This is a genomic window from Pseudomonas sp. MS646 (assembly GCF_036693845.1).
Classification (GTDB): Bacteria; Pseudomonadota; Gammaproteobacteria; order Pseudomonadales; family Pseudomonadaceae; genus Aquipseudomonas; species Aquipseudomonas chlororaphis_E.
Genome location: NZ_CP144763.1, coordinates 36,621 through 56,402 on the forward strand (window position 1 = coordinate 36,621; position 19,782 = coordinate 56,402).

18 protein-coding genes are annotated in these 19,782 nt (G+C 63.5%); 10 read left to right on the plus strand and 8 right to left on the minus strand.

Going from position 1 to position 19,782, the window contains the following annotated elements; genetic code table 11:
- Positions 1 to 14: 14 nt before the first annotated feature.
- The 3 genes from rsmB to def all read right to left on the minus strand — a co-directional run bounded on the left by rsmB (position 15) and on the right by def (position 2,859).
- Positions 15 to 1,325, minus strand: coding sequence for a 16S rRNA (cytosine(967)-C(5))-methyltransferase RsmB (gene rsmB, locus V3H56_RS00175; RefSeq protein WP_047739353.1), 1,311 nt, complete (start codon positions 1,323 to 1,325; stop codon positions 15 to 17).
- Positions 1,322 to 2,281, minus strand: coding sequence for a methionyl-tRNA formyltransferase (fmt, locus tag V3H56_RS00180; RefSeq protein WP_047739352.1), 960 nt, complete (start codon positions 2,279 to 2,281; stop codon positions 1,322 to 1,324). Before fmt ends, rsmB begins: the two co-directional genes overlap by 4 nt.
- Positions 2,282 to 2,352: 71 nt before the next feature.
- Positions 2,353 to 2,859, minus strand: a complete 507-nt coding sequence (gene def, locus V3H56_RS00185) for a peptide deformylase (protein ID WP_042731214.1) — start codon at positions 2,857 to 2,859, stop codon at positions 2,353 to 2,355.
- Between the two features lie 181 nt (positions 2,860 to 3,040).
- Here def and V3H56_RS00190 point away from each other — a divergent pair, with 181 nt between their 5' ends.
- The 3 genes from V3H56_RS00190 (at position 3,041) to V3H56_RS00200 (ending at position 5,860) form a co-directional block, all read left to right on the plus strand.
- Positions 3,041 to 4,066 carry a LysM domain-containing protein gene (locus V3H56_RS00190; protein WP_047739351.1) on the plus strand — a complete coding sequence of 342 codons (1,026 nt, stop codon included), beginning with the start codon at positions 3,041 to 3,043 and terminating at the stop codon, positions 4,064 to 4,066.
- Positions 4,067 to 4,146: 80 nt separating this feature from the next.
- Positions 4,147 to 5,241, plus strand: a complete 1,095-nt coding sequence (dprA, locus tag V3H56_RS00195) for a DNA-processing protein DprA (RefSeq protein WP_042731216.1) — start codon at positions 4,147 to 4,149, stop codon at positions 5,239 to 5,241.
- 61 nt (positions 5,242 to 5,302) lie between these two features.
- The gene (locus V3H56_RS00200) at positions 5,303 to 5,860 is read left to right on the plus strand and encodes an L-threonylcarbamoyladenylate synthase (protein WP_042731217.1); all 558 of its coding nucleotides are present in this window, start codon (positions 5,303 to 5,305) and stop codon (positions 5,858 to 5,860) included.
- A gap of 166 nt (positions 5,861 to 6,026) precedes the next feature.
- Here V3H56_RS00200 and V3H56_RS00205 read toward each other — a convergent pair whose 3' ends face one another.
- A complete protein-coding gene (locus V3H56_RS00205; RefSeq protein ID WP_338474080.1) occupies positions 6,027 to 7,004 on the minus strand; it encodes an NADPH:quinone reductase in 978 nt (325 codons plus the stop codon).
- A 163-nt stretch (positions 7,005 to 7,167) separates the two neighbouring features.
- Here V3H56_RS00205 and hemF point away from each other — a divergent pair, with 163 nt between their 5' ends.
- Positions 7,168 to 8,082 (plus strand): oxygen-dependent coproporphyrinogen oxidase, encoded by a 915-nt coding sequence (gene hemF / locus V3H56_RS00210; protein WP_042728914.1) that lies wholly within the window; start codon positions 7,168 to 7,170, stop codon positions 8,080 to 8,082.
- A 13-nt stretch (positions 8,083 to 8,095) separates the two neighbouring features.
- The gene (gene aroE / locus V3H56_RS00215; protein ID WP_338474081.1) at positions 8,096 to 8,914 is read left to right on the plus strand and encodes a shikimate dehydrogenase; all 819 of its coding nucleotides are present in this window, start codon (positions 8,096 to 8,098) and stop codon (positions 8,912 to 8,914) included.
- 40 nt (positions 8,915 to 8,954) lie between these two features.
- On the opposite strand, the gene V3H56_RS00220 is transcribed toward aroE, so the two are convergent.
- The 3 genes from V3H56_RS00220 to betC all read right to left on the minus strand — a co-directional run bounded on the left by V3H56_RS00220 (position 8,955) and on the right by betC (position 13,088).
- Entirely contained in the window at positions 8,955 to 10,523 is a 1,569-nt protein-coding gene (locus tag V3H56_RS00220; RefSeq protein ID WP_338474796.1) for a SulP family inorganic anion transporter, read from the minus strand.
- Between the two features lie 114 nt (positions 10,524 to 10,637).
- Positions 10,638 to 11,558, minus strand: coding sequence for a choline ABC transporter substrate-binding protein (gene choX / locus V3H56_RS00225; RefSeq protein ID WP_338474082.1), 921 nt, complete (start codon positions 11,556 to 11,558; stop codon positions 10,638 to 10,640).
- 15 nt (positions 11,559 to 11,573) lie between these two features.
- A complete protein-coding gene (gene betC / locus V3H56_RS00230; protein ID WP_338474083.1) occupies positions 11,574 to 13,088 on the minus strand; it encodes a choline-sulfatase in 1,515 nt (504 codons plus the stop codon).
- A 114-nt stretch (positions 13,089 to 13,202) separates the two neighbouring features.
- Between betC and V3H56_RS00235 the strand changes: the two genes are divergently transcribed.
- Positions 13,203 to 14,153 carry a LysR family transcriptional regulator gene (locus tag V3H56_RS00235; protein ID WP_042728909.1) on the plus strand — a complete coding sequence of 317 codons (951 nt, stop codon included), beginning with the start codon at positions 13,203 to 13,205 and terminating at the stop codon, positions 14,151 to 14,153.
- Between the two features lie 13 nt (positions 14,154 to 14,166).
- Here V3H56_RS00235 and V3H56_RS00240 read toward each other — a convergent pair whose 3' ends face one another.
- Entirely contained in the window at positions 14,167 to 14,826 is a 660-nt protein-coding gene (locus tag V3H56_RS00240) for an NAD(P)H-binding protein (RefSeq protein ID WP_338474084.1), read from the minus strand.
- Between the two features lie 85 nt (positions 14,827 to 14,911).
- Here V3H56_RS00240 and V3H56_RS00245 point away from each other — a divergent pair, with 85 nt between their 5' ends.
- The 4 genes from V3H56_RS00245 (at position 14,912) to V3H56_RS00260 (ending at position 19,770) form a co-directional block, all read left to right on the plus strand.
- A complete protein-coding gene (locus V3H56_RS00245) occupies positions 14,912 to 15,238 on the plus strand; it encodes a DOPA 4,5-dioxygenase family protein (RefSeq protein WP_123579312.1) in 327 nt (108 codons plus the stop codon).
- 386 nt (positions 15,239 to 15,624) lie between these two features.
- Positions 15,625 to 16,932: a CitMHS family transporter gene (locus V3H56_RS00250; protein WP_042728906.1), complete on the plus strand. Its 1,308-nt coding sequence runs from the start codon at positions 15,625 to 15,627 to the stop codon at positions 16,930 to 16,932.
- A gap of 75 nt (positions 16,933 to 17,007) precedes the next feature.
- Positions 17,008 to 17,775 carry a TerC family protein gene (locus V3H56_RS00255; protein WP_047739346.1) on the plus strand — a complete coding sequence of 256 codons (768 nt, stop codon included), beginning with the start codon at positions 17,008 to 17,010 and terminating at the stop codon, positions 17,773 to 17,775.
- 336 nt (positions 17,776 to 18,111) lie between these two features.
- Complete coding sequence (locus V3H56_RS00260) at positions 18,112 to 19,770, plus strand: Na/Pi cotransporter family protein (protein ID WP_053148213.1); 1,659 nt, start codon at positions 18,112 to 18,114, stop codon at positions 19,768 to 19,770.
- The last annotated feature ends 12 nt before the right edge of the window (positions 19,771 to 19,782 follow it).

The window sequence follows — 19,782 nt, forward strand, 5'->3', positions numbered from 1 at the left end:
CTTTCGAATCGGTCTTAACCGCGCGCGGCGGCGATCTTGATCAGCTTGGCGTAGTAGAACCCGTCGTGACCGCCCTCTTGGGCCAGCAACTGGCGGCCATGGGGCTGCTTCAGGCCGGCCTGGCTGGCGATGTCCAGCTCCCGGGCACCGGGGGTGCGGGTGAGGAAGGCCGCGATCACGTCGGTGTTCTCGGTCGGCAGCGTCGAACAGGTGGCGTACAGCAGGATGCCGCCGACATCGAGGGTCTGCCACAGCGCGTCGAGCAGTTCGCCCTGCAACGACGCCAGGGCAGCGATGTCGTCGGGTTGGCGGGTGAGCTTGATGTCCGGGTGGCGGCGGATCACCCCGGTGGCCGAGCAAGGTGCGTCCAACAGGATGCGCTGGAACGGCTTGCCGTCCCACCAGGCCTCGGTGTCGCGGCCGTCGGCGGCGATCAGCTCGGCGTCCAGGCCCAGGCGCTCGAGGTTTTCCTTGACCCGCACCAGGCGCTTGGCTTCCAGGTCGACGGCCACCACGCCGGCCAGCTTCGGCTCGGCTTCGAGGATGTGGCACGTCTTGCCACCCGGCGCGCAGCAGGCGTCCAGTACCCGTTGGCCGGGTGCCAGGTCCAGCAGGTCGGCGGCCAGTTGGGCCGCTTCGTCCTGGACGCTGATCCAGCCCTCGGCAAAGCCCGGCAGCGCGCGGACATCGCCCGGGGTCTCCAGGACGATACCGTCGCGGCTGTACACGCACGGCGCGGCGGCAATGCCGGCCTCGCCCAGCAAGGCCAGGTAGGCATCGCGGGTGTGGTGCCGACGGTTGACCCGCAGGATCATCGGCGGATGGGCATTGTTGGCCGCGCAAATGGCTTCCCACTGCTGGGGCCAGAACGCCTTCAGGGACTTTTGCAACCAGCGCGGGTGGGCGGTGCGCACCACCGGGTCGTGTTCCAGCTCGGCCAGCAGGGCTTCGCCTTCGCGCTGGGCGCGGCGCAGCACGGCGTTGAGCAGGGCCTTGGCCCAGGGTTTTTTCAGCTTGTCGGCGCAACCCACGGTTTCGCCGATGGCGGCGTGGGCGGGCACGCGGCTGTAGAGCAGTTGATACAACCCCACCAGCAACAGCGCCTCGACGTCCGCGTCGGCGCCCTTGAACGGTTTCTGCAACAGCTTGGCCGCCAGGGCCGACAGCCGTGGTTGCCAGCGGGCGGTGCCGAAGGCCAGGTCCTGGGTGAAGCCGCGATCACGTTCTTCGACCTTGTCCAACTGGGTCGGCAAGGCACTGTTGAGCGAGGCTTTCCCGCTGAGCACGGCGGCGAGCGCCTTGGCGGCGGCCAGACGCGGGTTCATGAGGCGTCCGCCGCTTGGCCCAGCAGGGTGCCGACGGCGAATTTCTCACGGCGGCTGTTGAACAGATCACTGAAGTTCAGCGCCTTGCCGCCGGGCAATTGCAGGCGCGTCAGGCACAGCGCCTGCTCACCGCAGGCCACCACGAGGCCGTCCTTGCTGGCGCCGAGGATTTCACCGGGAGTGCCCTTCCCTGCGCAAAGGCTGGCCGCCAGCACTTTCAGGGCTTCACCGTTCAGGGTGCTGTGGCAGATTGGCCACGGGTTGAACGCGCGCACCAGGCGTTCCAGTTCTACCGCCGGACGAGCCCAGTCGAGGCGAGCCTCGTCCTTGTTCAGTTTGTGCGCGTAGGTGGCGAGGCTGTCATCCTGCACCTCGCCCGCCAACGTACCGGCGGCCAGGCCGGCAATGGCCTGGACCACGGCCGGCGGGCCGATGAGCGCGAGGCGATCGTGCAGACTGCCGCCGGTGTCTTCGGCGCTGATAGGGGTGCTGACCTTGAGCAGCATCGGCCCGGTGTCCAGGCCGGCTTCCATGCGCATCACGGTCACGCCACTTTCTGCGTCACCCGCTTCCACGGCGCGCTGGATCGGCGCCGCCCCGCGCCAGCGTGGCAGCAGCGAGGCGTGGCTGTTGATGCAACCCAGGCGCGGGATGTCCAGCACCACCTGGGGCAGGATCAGGCCGTAGGCGACCACCACCATCAGGTCCGGTTTCAGCGCGGCCAATTCGGCCTGGGCTTGCGCGTCGCGCAGGGTCGGCGGCTGCAAGACCTGGATGCCGTTCTCCACGGCCAGTTGCTTGACCGGGCTGGGCATCAGTTTTTGACCGCGACCGGCCGGGCGATCGGGCTGGGTGTAGACCGCGACGATTTCATGCGGGCTGGCCAGCAGGGCCTTGAGGTGTTCGGCGGCAAATTCGGGGGTGCCGGCAAAGACGATGCGCAGTGGCTCAGTCATGGGAGGCTCTCAGTTACACAGCAGTCGCATAAAGAAAAAGGCTTGCCGTGGCAAGCCTTTGAAGGAGGGCATCAAGCATTCTGGCGATGAAGTTTTTCCAGTTTTTTCTTGATCCGGTCACGCTTGAGGGTCGACAGGTAGTCGACGAACAACTTGCCGTTGAGGTGGTCACACTCGTGCTGGATGCACACCGCCAGCAAGCCTTCGGCGATCAGCTCGTAGGGTTGGCCGTCGCGGTCCAGGGCCTTGATCTTGACCTTCTGCGGGCGGTCGACGTTTTCGTAGAAGCCCGGCACCGAGAGGCAGCCTTCCTGGTATTGCTCCATCTCGTCGGTGAGGGTCTCGAACTCGGGGTTGATGAACACCCGTGGCTCGCTACGGTCTTCGGAGAGGTCCATCACGACGATACGTTTGTGCACGTTGACCTGGGTCGCGGCGAGGCCGATGCCTGGCGCCTCATACATTGTTTCAAACATGTCATCGACCAACTGACGCACTTCGTCGTCCACTACGGCCACCGGTTTGGCGATAGTGCGCAGGCGCGGGTCCGGGAATTCGAGAATGTTCAAAATGGCCATAAGCTTGATAAATGCACGTGTGAGGTAAAGTCGGGTGGCTGGCCTGGCGTGTCTTGGGATGCAGGCTACCGTTGTAAAACGTTGTTCCGAGGCGCTGCCGCTTGAAGCAGGGCGCCTGACGGAGCGAGCCACGGGGGCTCTGGCGTTTTACGCGAACGCACATAATAAAGGGATTCACCGCATGAGGAAATCACTACTCGCCCTGCTGCTCCTGGCCTCGGCCGGTATCGCGCACGGGCAAGTGCAACTTCGGGAAGGTTTTCCCCAGCAATACACAGTGGTGACGGGGGACACCCTGTGGGACATTTCCGGCAAATACCTGCGCGAACCCTGGAAATGGCCAGAACTCTGGCAGGCCAACCCCCAGGTCGAAAACCCCAACCTGATCTATCCCGGTGACACCCTGTCGCTGGTCTATGTCGACGGCCAGCCCCGGCTGACCCTCAACCGCGGCGCTTCGCGGGGCACCATCAAGTTGTCGCCGCGGGTGCGCAGCTCGCCGGTGGCCGATGCCATCCCGAGCATTCCCCTGCAAGCTATCAACAGTTTCCTGCTGAGCAATCGCATCGTCGATCGGCTCGAGGACTTCGACAAGGCCCCCTACATCGTCGCCGGCAATGCCGAGCGGGTTCTGAGCGGCGCGGGTGACCGGGTCTTCGCCCGTGGCACTTTCGACCCGAACGAGACCGCGTACGGCATCTTCCGCCAGGGCAAGGTCTACACCGACCCCGAGACCAAGGAGTTTCTGGGCATCAACGCCGATGACATCGGTGGCGGCGAGGTGGTGGCCAGCGAAGGCGACGTCACCACCCTGGTGCTGCAACGCACCACCCAGGAAGTGCGCCTGGGGGATCGCCTGTTCAGCGGCGAGGGCCGCTCGATCAACTCGACCTTCATGCCCAGTGCGCCTGAATCTGCCATCAACGGGGTCATTCTCGATGTACCCCGGGGCGTCACCCAGATTGGCGCGCTGGATGTAGTGACCCTGAACAAGGGACGCCGCGACGGGCTCGTCGAGGGCAATGTGCTGGCGGTGATGAAGACCGGCGAAACCGTGCGCGACCGCATCACTGGCCAACCGGTCAAGATCCCGGATGAGCGGGCTGGACTGCTGATGGTGTTCCGCACCTACGACAAGCTCAGTTATGGCCTGGTGCTGTACGCCTCGCGTTCGTTGGCGGTACTCGACAAGGTCCGTAATCCATAACGTCTCTCACAAGTTACCAACAGAGTTATCCACAGCTTGTTCCCGTTTACGCGGGGCTTATTACGATCAAGGATGATCCGATGTCATTGCCTGAATCTGCTCCGGTTTCCCCGGCGGAACTGGAGGCCCGGCTGCGCCTGCACCGCTTGCCGGAGCTGGGACCCAAACGTTTCATGACCTTGCTGCACGCCTTTGGCTCGGCGTCCAAAGCCCTCAGCGCGCCGGCCAGTGCCTGGCGTGCATTGGGCTTGCCCGTGGCGTGTGCCGAGGCTCGGCGCAACCCCCAGGTGCGTGACGGCGCCGCCCACGCATTGGCCTGGCTAGAGCGTCCGGGCCAGCATTTACGGATGTGGGACCAGGCCGATTACCCGGCCCTGCTGGCGCAGATCAGCGACCCACCGCCGTTGCTGTTCGTCGCCGGCGACGCCTCGATCCTGGAAAAACCCCAGTTGGCGATGGTCGGCAGCCGCCGGGCTTCGCGACCGGGAATGGACACGGCCGCGGCGTTTTCCCGAAGCCTGGCCGGGGCCGGTTTTGTCATCACCAGCGGCCTGGCCTTGGGCATCGACGCGGCGGCGCACCAGGCCGCGCTGGAGGTGGGCGGGTGCACCGTTGGCGTGCTGGGCACCGGGCTGGAAAATTTTTATCCACAGCGCAATCGGCGCCTGGCGGACGCGATGATTGCCCAGGGCAGCGCGGTGCTCTCGGAGTTTGCGTTGGACGCCCCACCCCACGCCAGCCACTTTCCGCGGCGCAACCGGATCATCAGCGGTTTGTCCCTGGGCGTGCTGGTGGTCGAGGCCAGTGTTGCCAGTGGCTCGCTGATCACCGCGCGCCTGGCGGCGGAGCAGGGGCGCGAGGTCTATGCGATTCCCGGCTCCATCCATCACCCCGGTGCTCGTGGCTGCCATCAACTGATCCGTGACGGTGCGGCGTTGGTCGAGACCGTCGAGCACATCCTCGAGGCGTTGCGCGGTTGGCAGCGCTTGCCCCTGGCGGCGGAGCCCACGCCGGTCATCCATCCGCTGCTGCGCTTGCTCCATGCCGCGCCACTGAGCAGCGAGGCGTTGGCCGATGCCAGTGGCTGGGGCCTGCCCAGGGTATTGGCGGCGCTGACCGAGCTGGAAATGGAGGGGCGTGCCATCTGCGACGGCGGACGCTGGTTTGCCCGCTAGGTTTTATGAGCAAGATGGGTAAACTGCGCACAGCCTTATCTTGTGTTGCGGAGAATCGTTCATGGTCAACAGTTGGCGTGTGCAACAAGCCGCGCGAGAAATTCGCGCCGGGGCGGTGATTGCCTATCCAACCGAAGCGGTCTGGGGCCTGGGGTGCGACCCGTGGAACGAGGAAGCGGTGGAGCGCCTGCTGGCGATCAAGTCGCGGCTGCCCGACAAGGGCCTGATACTGGTGGCGGACAACATCCACCAGTTCGACTTTCTGTTCGAAGACTTCCCCGAAGCGTGGATCGATCGCATGGCCAGCACCTGGCCAGGGCCCAATACCTGGCTGGTGCCGCACCAGAACCTGCTGCCGGAATGGATCACCGGCGTGCATGACACCGTTGCCCTGCGGGTCAGCGACCACCCCACCGTGCGCGACTTGTGTTCCCTGGTCGGACCGCTGGTGTCCACCTCGGCCAACCCCCAGGGCCGTCCGGCGGCGCGCACGCGGATTCGCGTCGAGCAGTATTTCCGCGGACAGGTCGACCTGGTGCTGGGCGGCAACCTTGGCGGACGCAAGAACCCCAGCGTGATCCGCGACCTGGCGACCGGCAAGGTCGTGCGCCCGGACTAGGTCTTTGTGGTGAGGGAGCCCTCTGTGGCGAGGGGATTTATCCCCGTTGGGCTGCGAAGCAGCCCTGAAGCAGCAAACTCAATCTTCCTGGCACACCGAGTTGCCTTTTTGGGAGCTGCTTCGCAGCCCAGGGGGGATAAATCCCCTCGCCACAAAAGCTGTTGGCTTATGGCAACAGGATGGTCGACCCAGTGGTGCGGCGCGCCGACAGTTCTGCCTGGGCCTTGGCCGCTTCTGCCAGTGGGTAACGCTGGTTGATGTCCACCGTGAGCTTGCCGCTGCTGATCATGCCGAACAGCTCGTCGGCCATGCGTTGCAGGTTTTCGGCGTTGTTGGCGTAGGTCGCCAGGGTCGGGCGGGTGACGTACAGCGAGCCCTTGGCCGAAAGGATCCCCAGGTTCACGCCATCCACCGCCCCGGAGGCATTGCCGAAGCTGACCAGCAGGCCGCGAGGCGCCACGCAGTCGAGGGACGTCAGCCAGGTGTCCTTGCCGACGCCGTCGTACACCACGGGGACCTTCTTGCCTTCAGTCAATTCCAGTACACGCTGTGCGACGTTTTCCTTGCTGTAGTCGATGGTTTCCCAGGCACCGTGGGCTTTGGCGACGGCGGCTTTCTCGGCGGAACTGACCGTGCCGATCAGCTTCACGCCCAGGGCCTTGGCCCATTGGCAGGCCAAAGAGCCCACGCCGCCGGCGGCCGCGTGGAACAGAATGGTTTCGCCGCCCTTGAGTTCATAGGTCTGGCGCAACAGGTACTGCACGGTGAGGCCCTTGAGCATCACCCCGGCCGCCTGTTCGAAACTGATGGACGCCGGCAGGTGCACCAGGTTGGCTTCGGGCAGCACGTGCACATCGCTGTAGGCGCCCAGTGGACCGCTGCCGTAGGCCACCCGGTCACCGACCTTGAACCGCGTGACGCCCGTGCCGACCGCCTCGACCACGCCAGCCCCTTCGGCGCCCAGGCCCGAAGGCAGTGCCGGCGGCGGGTACAGGCCGCTGCGGTAGTAGGTGTCGATGAAATTCAAACCGATCGCCTTGTTGCTGACGCGCACCTGCTGCGGGCCCGGCTCGGCGGGCTCATAGTCCAGGTACTCAAGCACTTCGGGGCCGCCGTGGGAACGGAACTGGATACGTTTGGCCATCTTCACTCTCTCCTTGTCGCGGGACTTTTTACCAAGCCTGCTATCGGACTCCTAAGCTTGACCTTCGTCAACTGTGGCGTGGGCAAGCGCGGTGGTATCCTGTGCGCCCTTTTTGCCGCCGGCTCGTTACGCCCCGTAGCGTAGCCCTGATCAAGGTGATGTCATGTCCACTCGCACCGAGGCCGTGAAAGCCTACCTGCTCGACCTGCAAGACCGTATCTGCGCCGCCCTGGAAACCGAGGACGGTGGCACTCGCTTCGTCGAAGACGCCTGGTCCCGGCCTGCCGGTGGCGGTGGGCGCACCCGGGTGCTCGAAAATGGCACGGTGATCGAAAAGGGCGGCGTCAACTTTTCCCACGTCTTTGGCAGCGGTCTCCCACCGTCGGCCAGCGCCCATCGGCCGGAACTGGCCGGGCGCGGTTTCGAGGCCCTGGGCGTGTCGCTGGTGATCCATCCGCACAATCCCCATGTGCCGACGTCCCACGCCAACGTGCGCTTTTTCATCGCGGAAAAGGAAGGCGAAGAGCCGGTCTGGTGGTTTGGTGGCGGCTTCGACCTGACGCCCTACTACGGCGTGGAAGAAGACTGCGTGCACTGGCACCGCATTGCCGAGCAAGCCTGCGCGCCGTTTGGCCCGGAGGTGTATCCGCGCTACAAGGCCTGGTGCGACAGCTATTTCCACCTCAAGCACCGCAACGAACCACGGGGCATCGGCGGCCTGTTCTTCGATGACCTGAACGCCTGGGATTTCGACACCAGCTTCGCCTTCATGCGCGCCATCGGCGACGCTTACATCGACGCCTACCTGCCGATCATGCGGCGGCGCAAGCATGACGCCTTCACCGCCAAGCAGCGCGAGTTCCAGGAGTATCGCCGTGGGCGCTACGTGGAATTCAACCTGGTCTATGACCGCGGCACCTTGTTCGGGCTGCAATCGGGCGGACGTACCGAGTCGATCCTGATGTCCTTGCCACCGCAAGTGCGCTGGGGCTACGACTGGAAAGCGGAGCCGGGCAGCGAAGAAGCCCGTTTGACCGAATACTTCCTGCAGGATCGCGATTGGCTGGCGACGGCCTGAACGAGGAGCGCTCATGGATCGCTACGTTGTAATGGGTAACCCGATCGGCCACAGCAAGTCGCCGCTGATCCACCGGTTGTTCGCCGAGCAGACCGGAGAGGCGTTGGAATACAGCACGCTGTTGGCGCCCCTGGAGGACTTTTCCGGGTGCGCGCGGGCATTCTTCCGCGAGGGCCGTGGCGCCAATGTCACCGTTCCGTTCAAGGAAGACGCCTTCCGCCTGGCCGACAACCTGACCGAGCGGGCGCAGCGCGCCGGGGCTGTGAACACGTTGAGCAAGTTGGCCGATGGCCGCCTGTTGGGGGACAACACCGACGGTGCCGGGCTGGTGCGGGACCTGACCGTCAACGCGAGGTTCAGCCTCCAGGGCAAGCGCATCCTGCTGCTGGGCGCCGGCGGTGCGGTGCGCGGCGCCCTGGAGCCGTTGTTGGCGCAAGCGCCGGCCTCGGTGATCATCGCCAATCGCACGGTGGAGAAGGCCGAGCTGCTGGCCGAGCTGTTCGCCGACCTGGGCCCGGTGTCTGCCAGTGGCTTCGATTGGTTGCAAGAGCCGGTGGACCTGATCATCAACGCCACGTCGGCGAGCCTGTCAGGGGAGGTGCCGCCGATTGCCGCCAGCTTGATCGAGCCGGGCAAGACGTTGTGCTACGACATGATGTACGGCAAGGAGCCGACCTCGTTCTGCCGTTGGGCACGCGAACACGGCGCGGTGGCGATGGATGGCTTGGGCATGCTGGCCGAACAGGCGGGTGAGGCCTTTTACCTGTGGCGCGGCGTGCGCCCGGACACCGCGCCGGTGCTGGCGGAGTTGCGCCGCCAGTTGGCGCTGTAGGGCGCTGTGGGGCAGGCCTTGCTCCCACAACGCGAACCGCTCAATCCTCGAATTGAATCGGGCAGTGCTCCGCCCCCTCCAGCTTCTTCAGCTCTTCCACCACTTGGGGCCGGGCCCGGCGCAGGGTCAGGCTGCGGCCCTGGCTGCGCAGGCGCCGGGCCTCCTGGTGGAGCATTTCCACGCCGGAGTAATCGATGAAGTTGATTTGCTGGGCATCGATGACCACCTGTTGTGCCTGCAATCGCTGCAGCCGCACTTGCAGGAAATGACTGGCGCCGAAAAAGATCGAGCCGCCGACCCGCAGGACCTCCGCTTCCCCTTCGCAATAATGCTGCACTCGCGGTTGGGAGGTGCGCTTGAGGTAGAAAAACAGCGAGGCCAGCACGCCCGCGTAGATCGCGGTTTGCAGTTCCAATAGCAGCGTCGCCAGGCACGTCAGGCTCATGACCACGAATTCGGCGCGGCTCACCCGGTACAGCGCGCGGATAGCGCGGTGGTCCACCAGGCCCCAGGCGATCAGCAGAATGCTGCCGGCCATGGCCGGGATCGGAATGTGCGCGATCAGCGTTGCGCCGGCTACGGCGAACAGCGCCACCCACAGGGCCGAGAACACCCCGGCCAACGGCGAGCAGGCCCCGGCCTCATAGCTGAGACCGGAACGGGTAAAGGAACCGGCCGACAATGATCCGGAGAAAAAACCTCCAATGATGTTGGAAAGGCCCTGCGCCCTCACCTCCTGGTTCGCGTCGAGCAATTGCCCGGAACGAACCGACAACGAGCGGGCGATCGACAGGCTGGTCACCAGCCCAAGCATCCCCACCGCGACGGCGCCGGGCAGCAGGCGCAGGATCAGCTCCAGGTCCAATGGCAGCGGCGAGAGCGGCGGCAAGCGTCCGCTAAAGGCGCTGACCAGCGCCACATGCCCGAACATCGCGGGCCACAGCCAGACCACGAGGCTGCTGATGACCAGGGTTATCAACAGGCTCGGCCAACGCGGCAACGCCTTTTTCAGGGTTATCCCCAGGGCCAGCGTGGCCAAGCCCAGCAGCAAGGAGGGTTTATCCACAGCCCCGATGTGGCTGAGCAGCGCCAGCACGCCCTTCAGGGCCGTGGCTTCGTTCGGCAGGTCCACGCCCAGCAGGTTCGGCAACTGGCCCAGGGCAATGACCACCGCCGCCCCCAACGTAAAGCCCAGCACCACCGAGTGCGAGACGAAATTCACCAGCGCCCCGAAACGCAACAACCCCAGCAACCACTGGAAAACACCCGCCAGCACGGTCAGCAGCAGGATCAAGGTGACGTAGTCCTGGCTGGCGGGCACGGCCAGTGGGCTGATGCTGGCGTACAGGACAATGGAGATCGCCGCCGTAGGACCGCAGATCAGATGCCAGGAGGAACCCCACAGGCAGGCAATCAGCACCGGCACGATCGCCGCGTACAAGCCATATTCGGGGGGCAAGCCGGCGATCAGGGCGTAGGCAATGGACTGGGGCAACGCGAGAATCGCGCCGCTCAGGCCAACGATCAGGTCCCGCCCGACGCTGGCGCGGGTCTGGCGGGGGAGCCAGCTCAGGAACGGAAAGAGTGAATGGCGCGTGGGCAATGCGATGGGGCCTCGAGGATGGGGTTTGGCGCAAGAGTATCAGGACAATGCACCGCTCTCTCTGTGGTGAAGATCATATCTGTGGCGAGGGGATAAATCCCCTCGCCACAACAGCCGGCCTTACAATTTGGCCTTCACCGCCGACAACGCGTCCTTGTCATCCACGGTCTTCACGCCGTCCAGCCATTTATCCAGCACGGCCGGGTTGGCCTTGATCCAGGCCTTGGCTGCGTCGGCGTTGCTGACCTTGTTGTTCACCACGTCAGCCATGATGCTGTTTTCCATTTCCTGGGTGAAACTCAGGTTGGTCAGCAGCTTGCCGACGTTCGGGCAGGCCTGTGCATAACCTTTGCGGGTCAGCGTATAGACGCTGCCGGTGTCGCCGAAGTACTTCTCGCCGCCCTTGAGGTAATGCATTTTCAGTTGCACGTTCATCGGGTGCGGGGTCCAACCGAGGAAGGTCACGAACTTCTGTTTCTTCACGGCCCGGGAGACCTCCGCCAGCATTGCCTGCTCGCTGGACTCCACCAGCTTCCACTCACCCATGCCGAAATCGTTGGTCTTGATGATCTCTTTCAGGGACAGGTTCGCCGGGGCGCCGGAACCGATGCCGTAGATCTTCTTCTCGAATTTGTCGGCGAACTTGTTCAGGTCGGCAAAGTTATGCACACCCGCCTCCCAGACGTAGTCCGGCACTGCCAGGGTGAACTCGGTTCCTTCCAGGTTCTTGGCCAATTGCGTGACATCGCCGTTGGCGACGAATTTGTCGTAGAAGCCCTGCTGCGCCGGCATCCAGTTACCGAGGAACACATCGACCTGGCCATCCTTGAGGCCGCCGAACGTGATCGGCACCGCCAGCGTATCGACCTTGGGCTTGTAGCCCATGCCGTCCAGCAGGAAACCGGCGATGGCGTTGGTCGCCGCGATGTCGCTCCAGCCTGGATCGGCCATCTTCACGGTTTCGCAGCTTTGCTCGGCCCAGGCCGACGCACTGCTCAATGCCAACAGCCCGGCGGTCAGTACTGTGGATAACTTTTGCATGTGCTTCCCCTTACGTTATTGGTATTGGCAGGGTTGTGGATAACGGGCCTTGCGCTCCAGGTCATCGAGGTCGATGTGGTTACGCATGTACTGTTGGCTGGCGTCGACCAGTGGCTGGTGGTCCCAGCTCTTGAGTTTGCCCAGAGTCAGCGCCTGGGCGACAAACCGACGGCGCCGCTGGCTGGCGAGCACTTGACGGTGAATGGCGGGGATGTCCCACTTGGCCCGGGCTTCGGCGAGAAAATCGACGAACAGGCGCTGATGCTCCGGAGACTGGCTGAGATCCTCAAGTTCTTTCGGGTCATTGTGGACATTGAACAGCAGGCAAGGGTCGTCCTCGCTGTAGATGAATTTCCAGGGGCCACGGCGAATCATCATCAAGGGGCTCACGGTGCCTTCGGCCATGTATTCACCGAAGACTTCGTCATGCCCGCCCTGCCCTTGCAGGTGCGGCACCAGCGAGCGTCCGTCCAGCGGCAGCCCCGGTTCCAGCGTGCCACCGGCCAGTTCCACCAGGGTGGGCAGCAGGTCGGCGGTGGACACCGCTGCACTCACCCGTCCGCTGGCGAATTGCCCAGGCGCGCTGATCAACAGCGGCACCCGTGCGGCCATTTCGTACCAGTGCATTTTGTACCAGAGGCCCTTTTCACCGAGCATGTCGCCATGATCGCCGGAGAACACGATGATCGTGTCTTCCAGCAAACCGGTATCTTCCAGGGTCTGCAGGAGTTTTCCTACGTTGCTGTCAATGTAGCTGCACGCGCCGAAGTAGGCCCGGCGGGCGTCGCGAATCTTATCCACAGGCAGCGGCTTGCCCCACAGGTCATACACTTTGAGCAGGCGCTGGGAATGCGGGTCCAGCTCCGTCTGTGCCGGGGTGAGCGGTAACGGAATGTCGTTGTCGTCGTACAGGTCCCAGAACGCCTTGGGAATGGTGTACGGATCGTGGGGGTGGGTCATGGACACGGTCAGGCAGAACGGCTGGTCGCCGTCCTCGCGAATGTGGTCGAACAGGTATTGCTGGGCCTTGAACACCACTTCTTCGTCGAAATCCAGCTGGTTGGTGCGTACGCAAGGGCCGGCCTGCAACACCGACGACATGTTGTGGTACCAGCTCGGCCGCACGTCGGGTTCATCCCAATTCACGGCCCAGCCGTAATCGGCCGGGTAGATGTCACTGGTCAGGCGCTCTTCATAGCCGTGCAACTGGTCCGGCCCGCAAAAGTGCATCTTGCCGGACAACGCCGTGCGGTAGCCGAGACGGCGCAGGTAATGGGCGTAGGTGGGGATGTCCGCCGGGAAATCCGCGGCGTTGTCGTAGGCGCCGATCTTGCTGGGCAACTGGCCGCTCACCAGGGTGAAACGCGACGGCGCGCAGAGCGGGCTGTTGCAATACGCCGCGTCGAATACCACACCTTCGGCCGCCAGGCGCGACAGGTTGGGCAGCTTGATCGGCGAAGGACCGTAGATCGGCAACATTGGCGCGGCCATCTGATCGGCCATGATGAAAAGAATGTTCTTGCGCTTCATGTATTCGCGGCATTCCATAGTGAGCAGTTATGCGACATTGCTGCGATTGAGCATGTAGCCCCCGGGTTTTGGGGTAAAGCCCATGTAGGATAATGACTAGGATAAGCACAACTTATGTATGACGCCTTGGGTGACCTGTCCCTGGAGTTGTTCCGTGCCTTCGAAGCTGCCGCCCGCCAGCAGAGCTTCACGGCAGCGGCGATTGAACTGGGCACCACGCAGCCAGCCATCAGCCAACAGATCAAGCGCCTGGAAGAACAATTGGGCACGCGGCTGTTCGATCGCATCTACCGCGGCATCGAGCTGACGGAGGCCGGCTCGATCCTGTTCGAGCAAGTCCAGGCCGGCTTGCAGAGCATCGACGCTGGGCTGAGCGCAATCACGGCGCAGCACCAGCACGAGGTGTTGCAGGTGGCCACAGACTTCGCTTTTGCGGCCTACTGGCTGATGCCGCGATTGCATCGGTTTCACGCCGCGAACCCGCAGATCGACGTCAGCCTGGTGACCGGCGAGCGCAACCACAACATGCTCCGCACGGATATTGACGTTGCCGTATTGTTCGGCGACGGTCGCTTCAAACAAGGCGAAAGTCGCTGGCTGTTCAGCGAAGAAGTCTTTCCGGTGTGCAGTCCGCTGCTGCTCAAGGCGCGGCCCCTGCCCTTGCCCGCACCCGCCTTGGCGGAGTTCCCATTGCTGCACTTGCGCGCAGGCAACGGCAGCAACTGGTTTGACTGGAACGGGGTGTTTCGCGAGCTGGGCATCACCTCGCCCCCGGCCCCCGGACAGTTGCGTTTCGACAACTACACACTGTTGATCCAGGCGGCCATCGGCGGCCAGGGCGTCGCCATTGGCTGGCGGCACCTTGTGGATAACTTATTGGCCCAAGGCCTGCTGTGCCGGCCCATTGCCGAAACCGTGTTGTCGCGGTTGGGGTACTACGTGGTCTTGCCCCAGCGCAAACGGCGTGGGGCATTGATCAGGCTGTTCGTGGACTGGTTGATGGAGGAGCAGGCCAACAGCGCCGAATCACTGACCGGGCTGCCCCTGCCCTCCATTGCCGTTTGAATGCGCGGCGCCTTCAGTGGGCGGCGATGAAACTCACGTGCTGGCCCACGTGCAGGTTCAGGCGCAGCTCGTCGGCGATACCGACCGCCACCCGGTTCAACCGCTCCAGGGCGTCCGCCAGGCCCGGTTCCAGGCTGGTGCTGACCTGGCTGAAGTGTTCGATGCTCAGGCCCGGCGCGGCATAGGGCGAGTTGATCAGCGTCCACTGCAAGGTGCTGTTCTGCAGGGCGTCGAGCACTTCTTCGGCGGCGTGGCGTTGCAGGTCGTCGTCGCCCTGCTCCTCGTCGAGCACGGCGAAATCACCCACCAGGAACAACCGCGGAATGTTCACCGCTTCCATCCCGGCAATCAATGCGTCCACCGCCAGTACTTGTTCCACGGGGCCGGGAATCAGATTGCGCTCCACCTGTTCGCTGTTCATCGGCAACCCTGGCGCGTTCAGCAGGCAGATGACGGCGCTGGCACCGGCTACGCTTTGCTTGACCCGCTCGGGATCGAACAGATCACCGGGCTTGGTCCGCAGGCCCGGCCGTGGCGCCAGGGCGGTGAGGTCGTCGAGGATGGCGATCACTTCATGCTGGCGGCGCAGCATTTCAGCCATCAATGCACTGCCGAGGCTGCTCATGGCACCATAAAGCACCACTTTGATCACCGGGGTTTCTGCATTTTTCATGGCTTTTTTCCTTTTTTATCCCACGTGTAAGGCCTCTGACCCGCGACAAACGGCTGGGGTTCGGCCTCTTTTCGAGGAGTGACAGATGCAACGCATCAAGGGCTACCACGCCCACGTTTATTTCGACGCCAGCACCCTCGACCAGGCGCGGGCACTGTGCGAGGAAGCGGCGCAGTTGTTCCCGCTGAAAATGGGTCGCATGCACCAGCGCCCGGTCGGTCCGCATCCGGACTGGAGCTGCCAGTTGTCGTTCGACCCGCAGTACATCGGAGTGGTCTTGCCGTGGCTGGCGCTCTACCGCAAGGGCCTGGTGATTTTCCTGCACCCCAATACGGGCGATGAACTGGCCGACCACACCGACCACGCGATCTGGATGGGCGCCGTGCGGCCGTTGGATCTGTCGGGTTTCTAGCCCCACTGCGATCTCTGTGGCGAGGGAGCTTGCTCCCGCTGGGTCGCGCAGCGGCCCTGTTTGGGACTATTACATGGCCCGGCGGGAGCAAGCTCCCTCGCCACGGTTGTCCTGACGCTTCATCTTCCGAACTCGACATCCGGTTGTTGCGCGAAAGCTGGCTGAAAGCTTGCGCGATTAGGATCGCCTCACTACCGGCAAAAGACCGGTGGCCAACAACGGCTTTTCGCCGCGGTCCTGGCCCCTCTACAACAACAATGGTGATTCTGATGTCCGCAACTACCTGTCCCGCCGCGCCCACTCCATCCGTTCGTCCCGAGCCCCGCATCCTGCGCTGACCTGTCCGGTTCGCCCTTGCCCGCCGCGCCACGCCTGGAGTATTTCCTATGCTGACTTTCCTTGGCTTCGCCATGGTCATCACGTTCATGTTCCTGATCATGACCAAGCGCCTGTCCGCGCTGATCGCCCTGATCATCATCCCGATCCTGTTCGCCCTGTTCGGTGGTTTCGCCCCGAAAATCGGCCCGATGATGCTCGAAGGCATCACCAAGCTTGCCCCGACCGGGGTGATGCTGATGTTCGCCATTCTCTATTTTGCCCTGATGATCGACTCCGGCCTGTTCGACCCGGCCGTGCGCAAGATCCTCAAGCTGGTCAAGGGCGACCCGTTGAAAGTTTCGGTCGGCACCGCCGTTCTGGCGCTCGTCGTTTCCCTCGATGGAGACGGCGCGACCACTTACATGATCTGCGTGGCGGCGATGTTGCCGCTGTACAGCCGCATCGGCATGAGCCCACGGATCATGGCCGGCCTGATCATCCTCGCCGGCGGCGTGATGAACATGACGCCTTGGGGTGGCCCGACAGCCCGCGCCGCCAGTGCGCTGCATGTGGATCCGTCCGACATCTTCGTCCCGATGATTCCGGCGATGGCGTTCGGCGTGGTGGCGATCCTGTTGATTGCCTACATGTACGGCAAGCGTGAACGTGCGCGCCTGGGTGAACTGCACCTGGCCGGCGATGAAATCGACCACAGCGAAATCAGCGTTTCCCAGTTCCCGGATGCCCGTCGTCCGAAACTGATCTGGTTCAACGGCGCGCTGACCCTGGGCCTGATGTGCACCCTGATCGCCGGCCTGTTGCCGCTGCCGGTGCTGTTCATGGTGGCTTTCAGTATCGCGATGATCGTCAACTACCCTTGCCTGCAACAGCAGAAAGACCGCGTTGCAGCGCACGCCGGCAGCGTATTGGCGGTGGTCGGGCTGATTTTCGCGGCCGGTATCTTTACCGGCATCCTGTCCGGCACCGGCATGGTCGATGCCATGTCCAAGAGCCTGCTGGCAGTGATCCCGGACTTCCTCGGCCCGTACTTGGCCGTGATTACCGCCCTGGCGAGCATGCCGTTCACGTTCTTCATGTCGAACGATGCATTTTATTACGGGGTGTTACCGGTTCTCGCCGAAGCCGCCAGTCACTACGGCATCACCGCCGTGGAAATGGCCCGTGCCTCGATCGTCGGCCAGCCCGTCCACCTGTTGAGCCCGCTGGTTCCATCCACCTACCTGTTGGTGGCCCTGGCCGGCATCGAATTCGGTGATCACCAGCGCTTCACCCTGAAGTGGGCAGTGCTGGTTTGCCTGTGCATAATGGTTGCCGCCTTGCTGATGGGGATCTTTCCGCTGTTCAGCACTCTATAAAAGCAATGCCCCCTGCCCGGCGCCCCCAGGTTTCTGGCGGCGCCGCGTGGCCTAACACACGCTAAAGGAACTCACATGGAATGGCTGACCAACCCGGAAATCTGGGTTGCCTTCTTTACCCTGACCGCCCTGGAAATTGTCCTGGGCATCGACAACATCATCATGATCTCGATCCTGGTCAGCCGCATGCCCAAGCACATGCAGGCGCGTACCCGGATCTTCGGCCTGGCGCTGGCCATGGTCACGCGGATCCTGTTGCTGCTGTCCATCACCTGGGTGATGCGCCTGACCGCCGATTTGTTCGAAGTGTTGGGCCAGGGCATCTCGGGTCGTGACCTGATCCTGTTCTTCGGTGGCCTGTTCCTGCTGTGGAAAAGCTCCCAGGAGATGTACCACGCGCTCGAAGGCGAGGACGAGAGCAACGACGAGCCCTCGGGCAAGGGCGGCAACTTCCTCTACACCATCATCCAGATCGCGATCATCGACATCGTGTTCTCCCTGGACTCGGTCATCACCGCCGTCGGCATGGTCTCCCATGTCCCGGTGATGGTGGCGGCAATCGTCGTTGCGGTCCTGGTGATGATGCTGGCTTCGGGCACCATCAGCACGTTCATCGACAAGCACCCGTCGCTGAAAATGCTGGCGCTGTCGTTCCTCTTGGTGGTGGGTACCGTGCTGATCGCCGAGTCGTTCGACGTCCACGTACCAAAAGGCTACGTGTACTTCGCCATGGCGTTCTCCCTGGCGGTGGAAGCCATCAACATCAAGATGCGCACGGCGATTGCCCGCAAGCGCAGCCAGCAGGACCCGGTAAAACTGCGCAAGGATATCCCGGGCCAGTAAAGGACAGCGGCAATGAACGAAGGGGCTCTTGGAGCCCCTTTTTCATGCCGGTATGAAAATGGCCTGGTGCATGACCCGTGGGAGCGGGCTTGCTCGCGAAGAGGCCAGAACAGTCAATCCTGTGTCGCCTGACAGAATGCATTCGCGAGCAAGCCCGCTCCGACAGGGATTGGGGTGTTTTCGAGGGGGCATTTTTTATGACAGTTTTGTTTCAATCGGTTCTTTAGCTGTGCAATGCTGGCGCTCGAACCGTTCGCCAACTACAGCTTAAGTACAACAACGAATCCATGTGGCATCGTCAATTTGTCCCTTTGGGACGCTAACAGGGGGCTTGTCATGCTGACCCTGCTGAATTTGCTCTCCGCGGTGGCCCTGCTGATCTGGGGCACGCACATCGTCCGTACCGGCATCCTGCGGGTCTATGGTTCGAACCTGCGTCATGTCATCGGCCAGAACATGTCCCGGCGCTGGCTGGCGTTCCTGGCCGGCATCATGGTCACCGCGCTGGTGCAGAGCAGCAACGCCACGGCGATGCTCGTCACCTCCTTCGTCGGCCAGGGCCTGATGGCGCTGACTCCCGCCCTGGCCACCATGCTCGGCGCCGATGTCGGCACCGCGTTGATGGCGCGGGTGCTGACCCTGGACCTGTCCTGGCTGTCGCCGCTGCTGATTTTCCTCGGAGTGATCTTCTTCCTCTCGCGCAAGCAGACCCGCGCCGGGCAGATGGGCCGGGTGGGGATCGGCCTGGGGCTGATCATCCTCGCCCTGCAACTGATCGTCGAAGCCGCCGCACCCATCACCCACGCCCAAGGGGTGAAGGTGATCTTCGCGTCGTTGACCGGCGACATCCTGCTCGATGCGCTGGTCGGCGCCCTGTTCGCGATGGTCTCCTATTCCAGCCTGGCGGCCGTACTGCTGACCGCGACCCTGGCCGGCGCCGCGGTGATCAGCCTGCCGGTGGCCATCGGCCTGGTGATCGGCGCCAACATCGGCAGCGGCATCCTGGCGTTCCTCAGCACCAGCATGCAGAACACCGCCGGGCGTCAGGTGGCATTGGGCAGCCTGTTGTACAAGCTGATCGGCCTGCTGCTGATCATTCCGGTCCTCGACCCATTGGTGGGCTGGCTGGACAGCCTGGACTTCAGTCCCCAGGAAACGGTGATTGGCTTTCACCTGCTCTACAACACCGTGCGCTGCCTGGTGTTGCTGCCCAGCGTCGCGCCGATGGCCAGGCTCTGCGCGTGGTTGCTGCCGGAGCGGCCCGAGACCAACGGCATGGCCAAGCCCCGACACCTGGACCTCACCGCCCTCGCTACGCCGAGCCTGGCCTTGGCGAATGCCGCCCGGGAAACCTTGCGTATCGGTGATCTGATCGAAAGCATGCTCGAAGCCATGCTGGACGTGCTGCATGGCCAGCAGACGGCGGTCACCCAGGACGTGCGACGCATGGGCGATGACGTCGAGGTGCTGTGCGGTGCCATCAAGTTGTACCTGGCGCAGATGCCCCGCGAAGACCTCAGCGAACAGGACAGTCGCCGCTGGGCGGAAATCATCGAGCTGGCGATCAACCTGAAGCTGGCCAGTGACCTCATCGAGCGCATGCTGCGCAAGGTCCAGCAACAGAAAACCGCACAACGCCGATCGTTCTCCGACGTGGGCCTGGAAGAGCTGGCCGGGCTGCACAGCCAGTTGATCGCCAACCTGCGGCTGGGCCTGTCGGTGTTCCTCAGCGCCGACCGGGAAAGCGCCCGCCAGCTGCTGCGTGAGAAACGGCGCTTTCGGGCGCAGGAACGGCGAATGGCCCACGCCCACGTCAGCCGCCTGCAACGCAAGGTTTTGCAGAGCCTGGAGACCAGCGCCCTGCACCTGGAGCTGATTGCCGACATGAGGCGTCTGAATTCGCTGTTCTGCGGCAGCGCCTACGTGGTGCTGGAGACCGCTGAAATCGGTGCGCTGGCGGCCGATGAAATATCGGACATCACCCATTCGCCTTGAACATCTGGCGCA

Excerpts from the sequence above, each read along its gene's own strand:
- rsmB (WP_047739353.1), bottom strand. The coding sequence starts at position 1,325 with ATGAACCCGCGTCTGGCCGCCGCCAAGGCGCTCGCCGCCGTGCTCAGC.
- fmt (WP_047739352.1), bottom strand. The coding sequence starts at position 2,281 with ATGACTGAGCCACTGCGCATCGTCTTTGCCGGCACCCCCGAATTTGCC.
- def (WP_042731214.1), bottom strand. The coding sequence starts at position 2,859 with ATGGCCATTTTGAACATTCTCGAATTCCCGGACCCGCGCCTGCGCACT.
- V3H56_RS00190 (WP_047739351.1), top strand. The coding sequence starts at position 3,041 with ATGAGGAAATCACTACTCGCCCTGCTGCTCCTGGCCTCGGCCGGTATC.
- dprA (WP_042731216.1), top strand. The coding sequence starts at position 4,147 with ATGTCATTGCCTGAATCTGCTCCGGTTTCCCCGGCGGAACTGGAGGCC.
- V3H56_RS00200 (WP_042731217.1), top strand. The coding sequence starts at position 5,303 with ATGGTCAACAGTTGGCGTGTGCAACAAGCCGCGCGAGAAATTCGCGCC.
- V3H56_RS00205 (WP_338474080.1), bottom strand. The coding sequence starts at position 7,004 with ATGGCCAAACGTATCCAGTTCCGTTCCCACGGCGGCCCCGAAGTGCTT.
- hemF (WP_042728914.1), top strand. The coding sequence starts at position 7,168 with ATGTCCACTCGCACCGAGGCCGTGAAAGCCTACCTGCTCGACCTGCAA.
- aroE (WP_338474081.1), top strand. The coding sequence starts at position 8,096 with ATGGATCGCTACGTTGTAATGGGTAACCCGATCGGCCACAGCAAGTCG.
- choX (WP_338474082.1), bottom strand. The coding sequence starts at position 11,558 with ATGCAAAAGTTATCCACAGTACTGACCGCCGGGCTGTTGGCATTGAGC.
- betC (WP_338474083.1), bottom strand. The coding sequence starts at position 13,088 with ATGAAGCGCAAGAACATTCTTTTCATCATGGCCGATCAGATGGCCGCG.
- V3H56_RS00235 (WP_042728909.1), top strand. The coding sequence starts at position 13,203 with ATGTATGACGCCTTGGGTGACCTGTCCCTGGAGTTGTTCCGTGCCTTC.
- V3H56_RS00240 (WP_338474084.1), bottom strand. The coding sequence starts at position 14,826 with ATGAAAAATGCAGAAACCCCGGTGATCAAAGTGGTGCTTTATGGTGCC.
- V3H56_RS00245 (WP_123579312.1), top strand. The coding sequence starts at position 14,912 with ATGCAACGCATCAAGGGCTACCACGCCCACGTTTATTTCGACGCCAGC.
- V3H56_RS00250 (WP_042728906.1), top strand. The coding sequence starts at position 15,625 with ATGCTGACTTTCCTTGGCTTCGCCATGGTCATCACGTTCATGTTCCTG.
- V3H56_RS00255 (WP_047739346.1), top strand. The coding sequence starts at position 17,008 with ATGGAATGGCTGACCAACCCGGAAATCTGGGTTGCCTTCTTTACCCTG.
- V3H56_RS00260 (WP_053148213.1), top strand. The coding sequence starts at position 18,112 with ATGCTGACCCTGCTGAATTTGCTCTCCGCGGTGGCCCTGCTGATCTGG.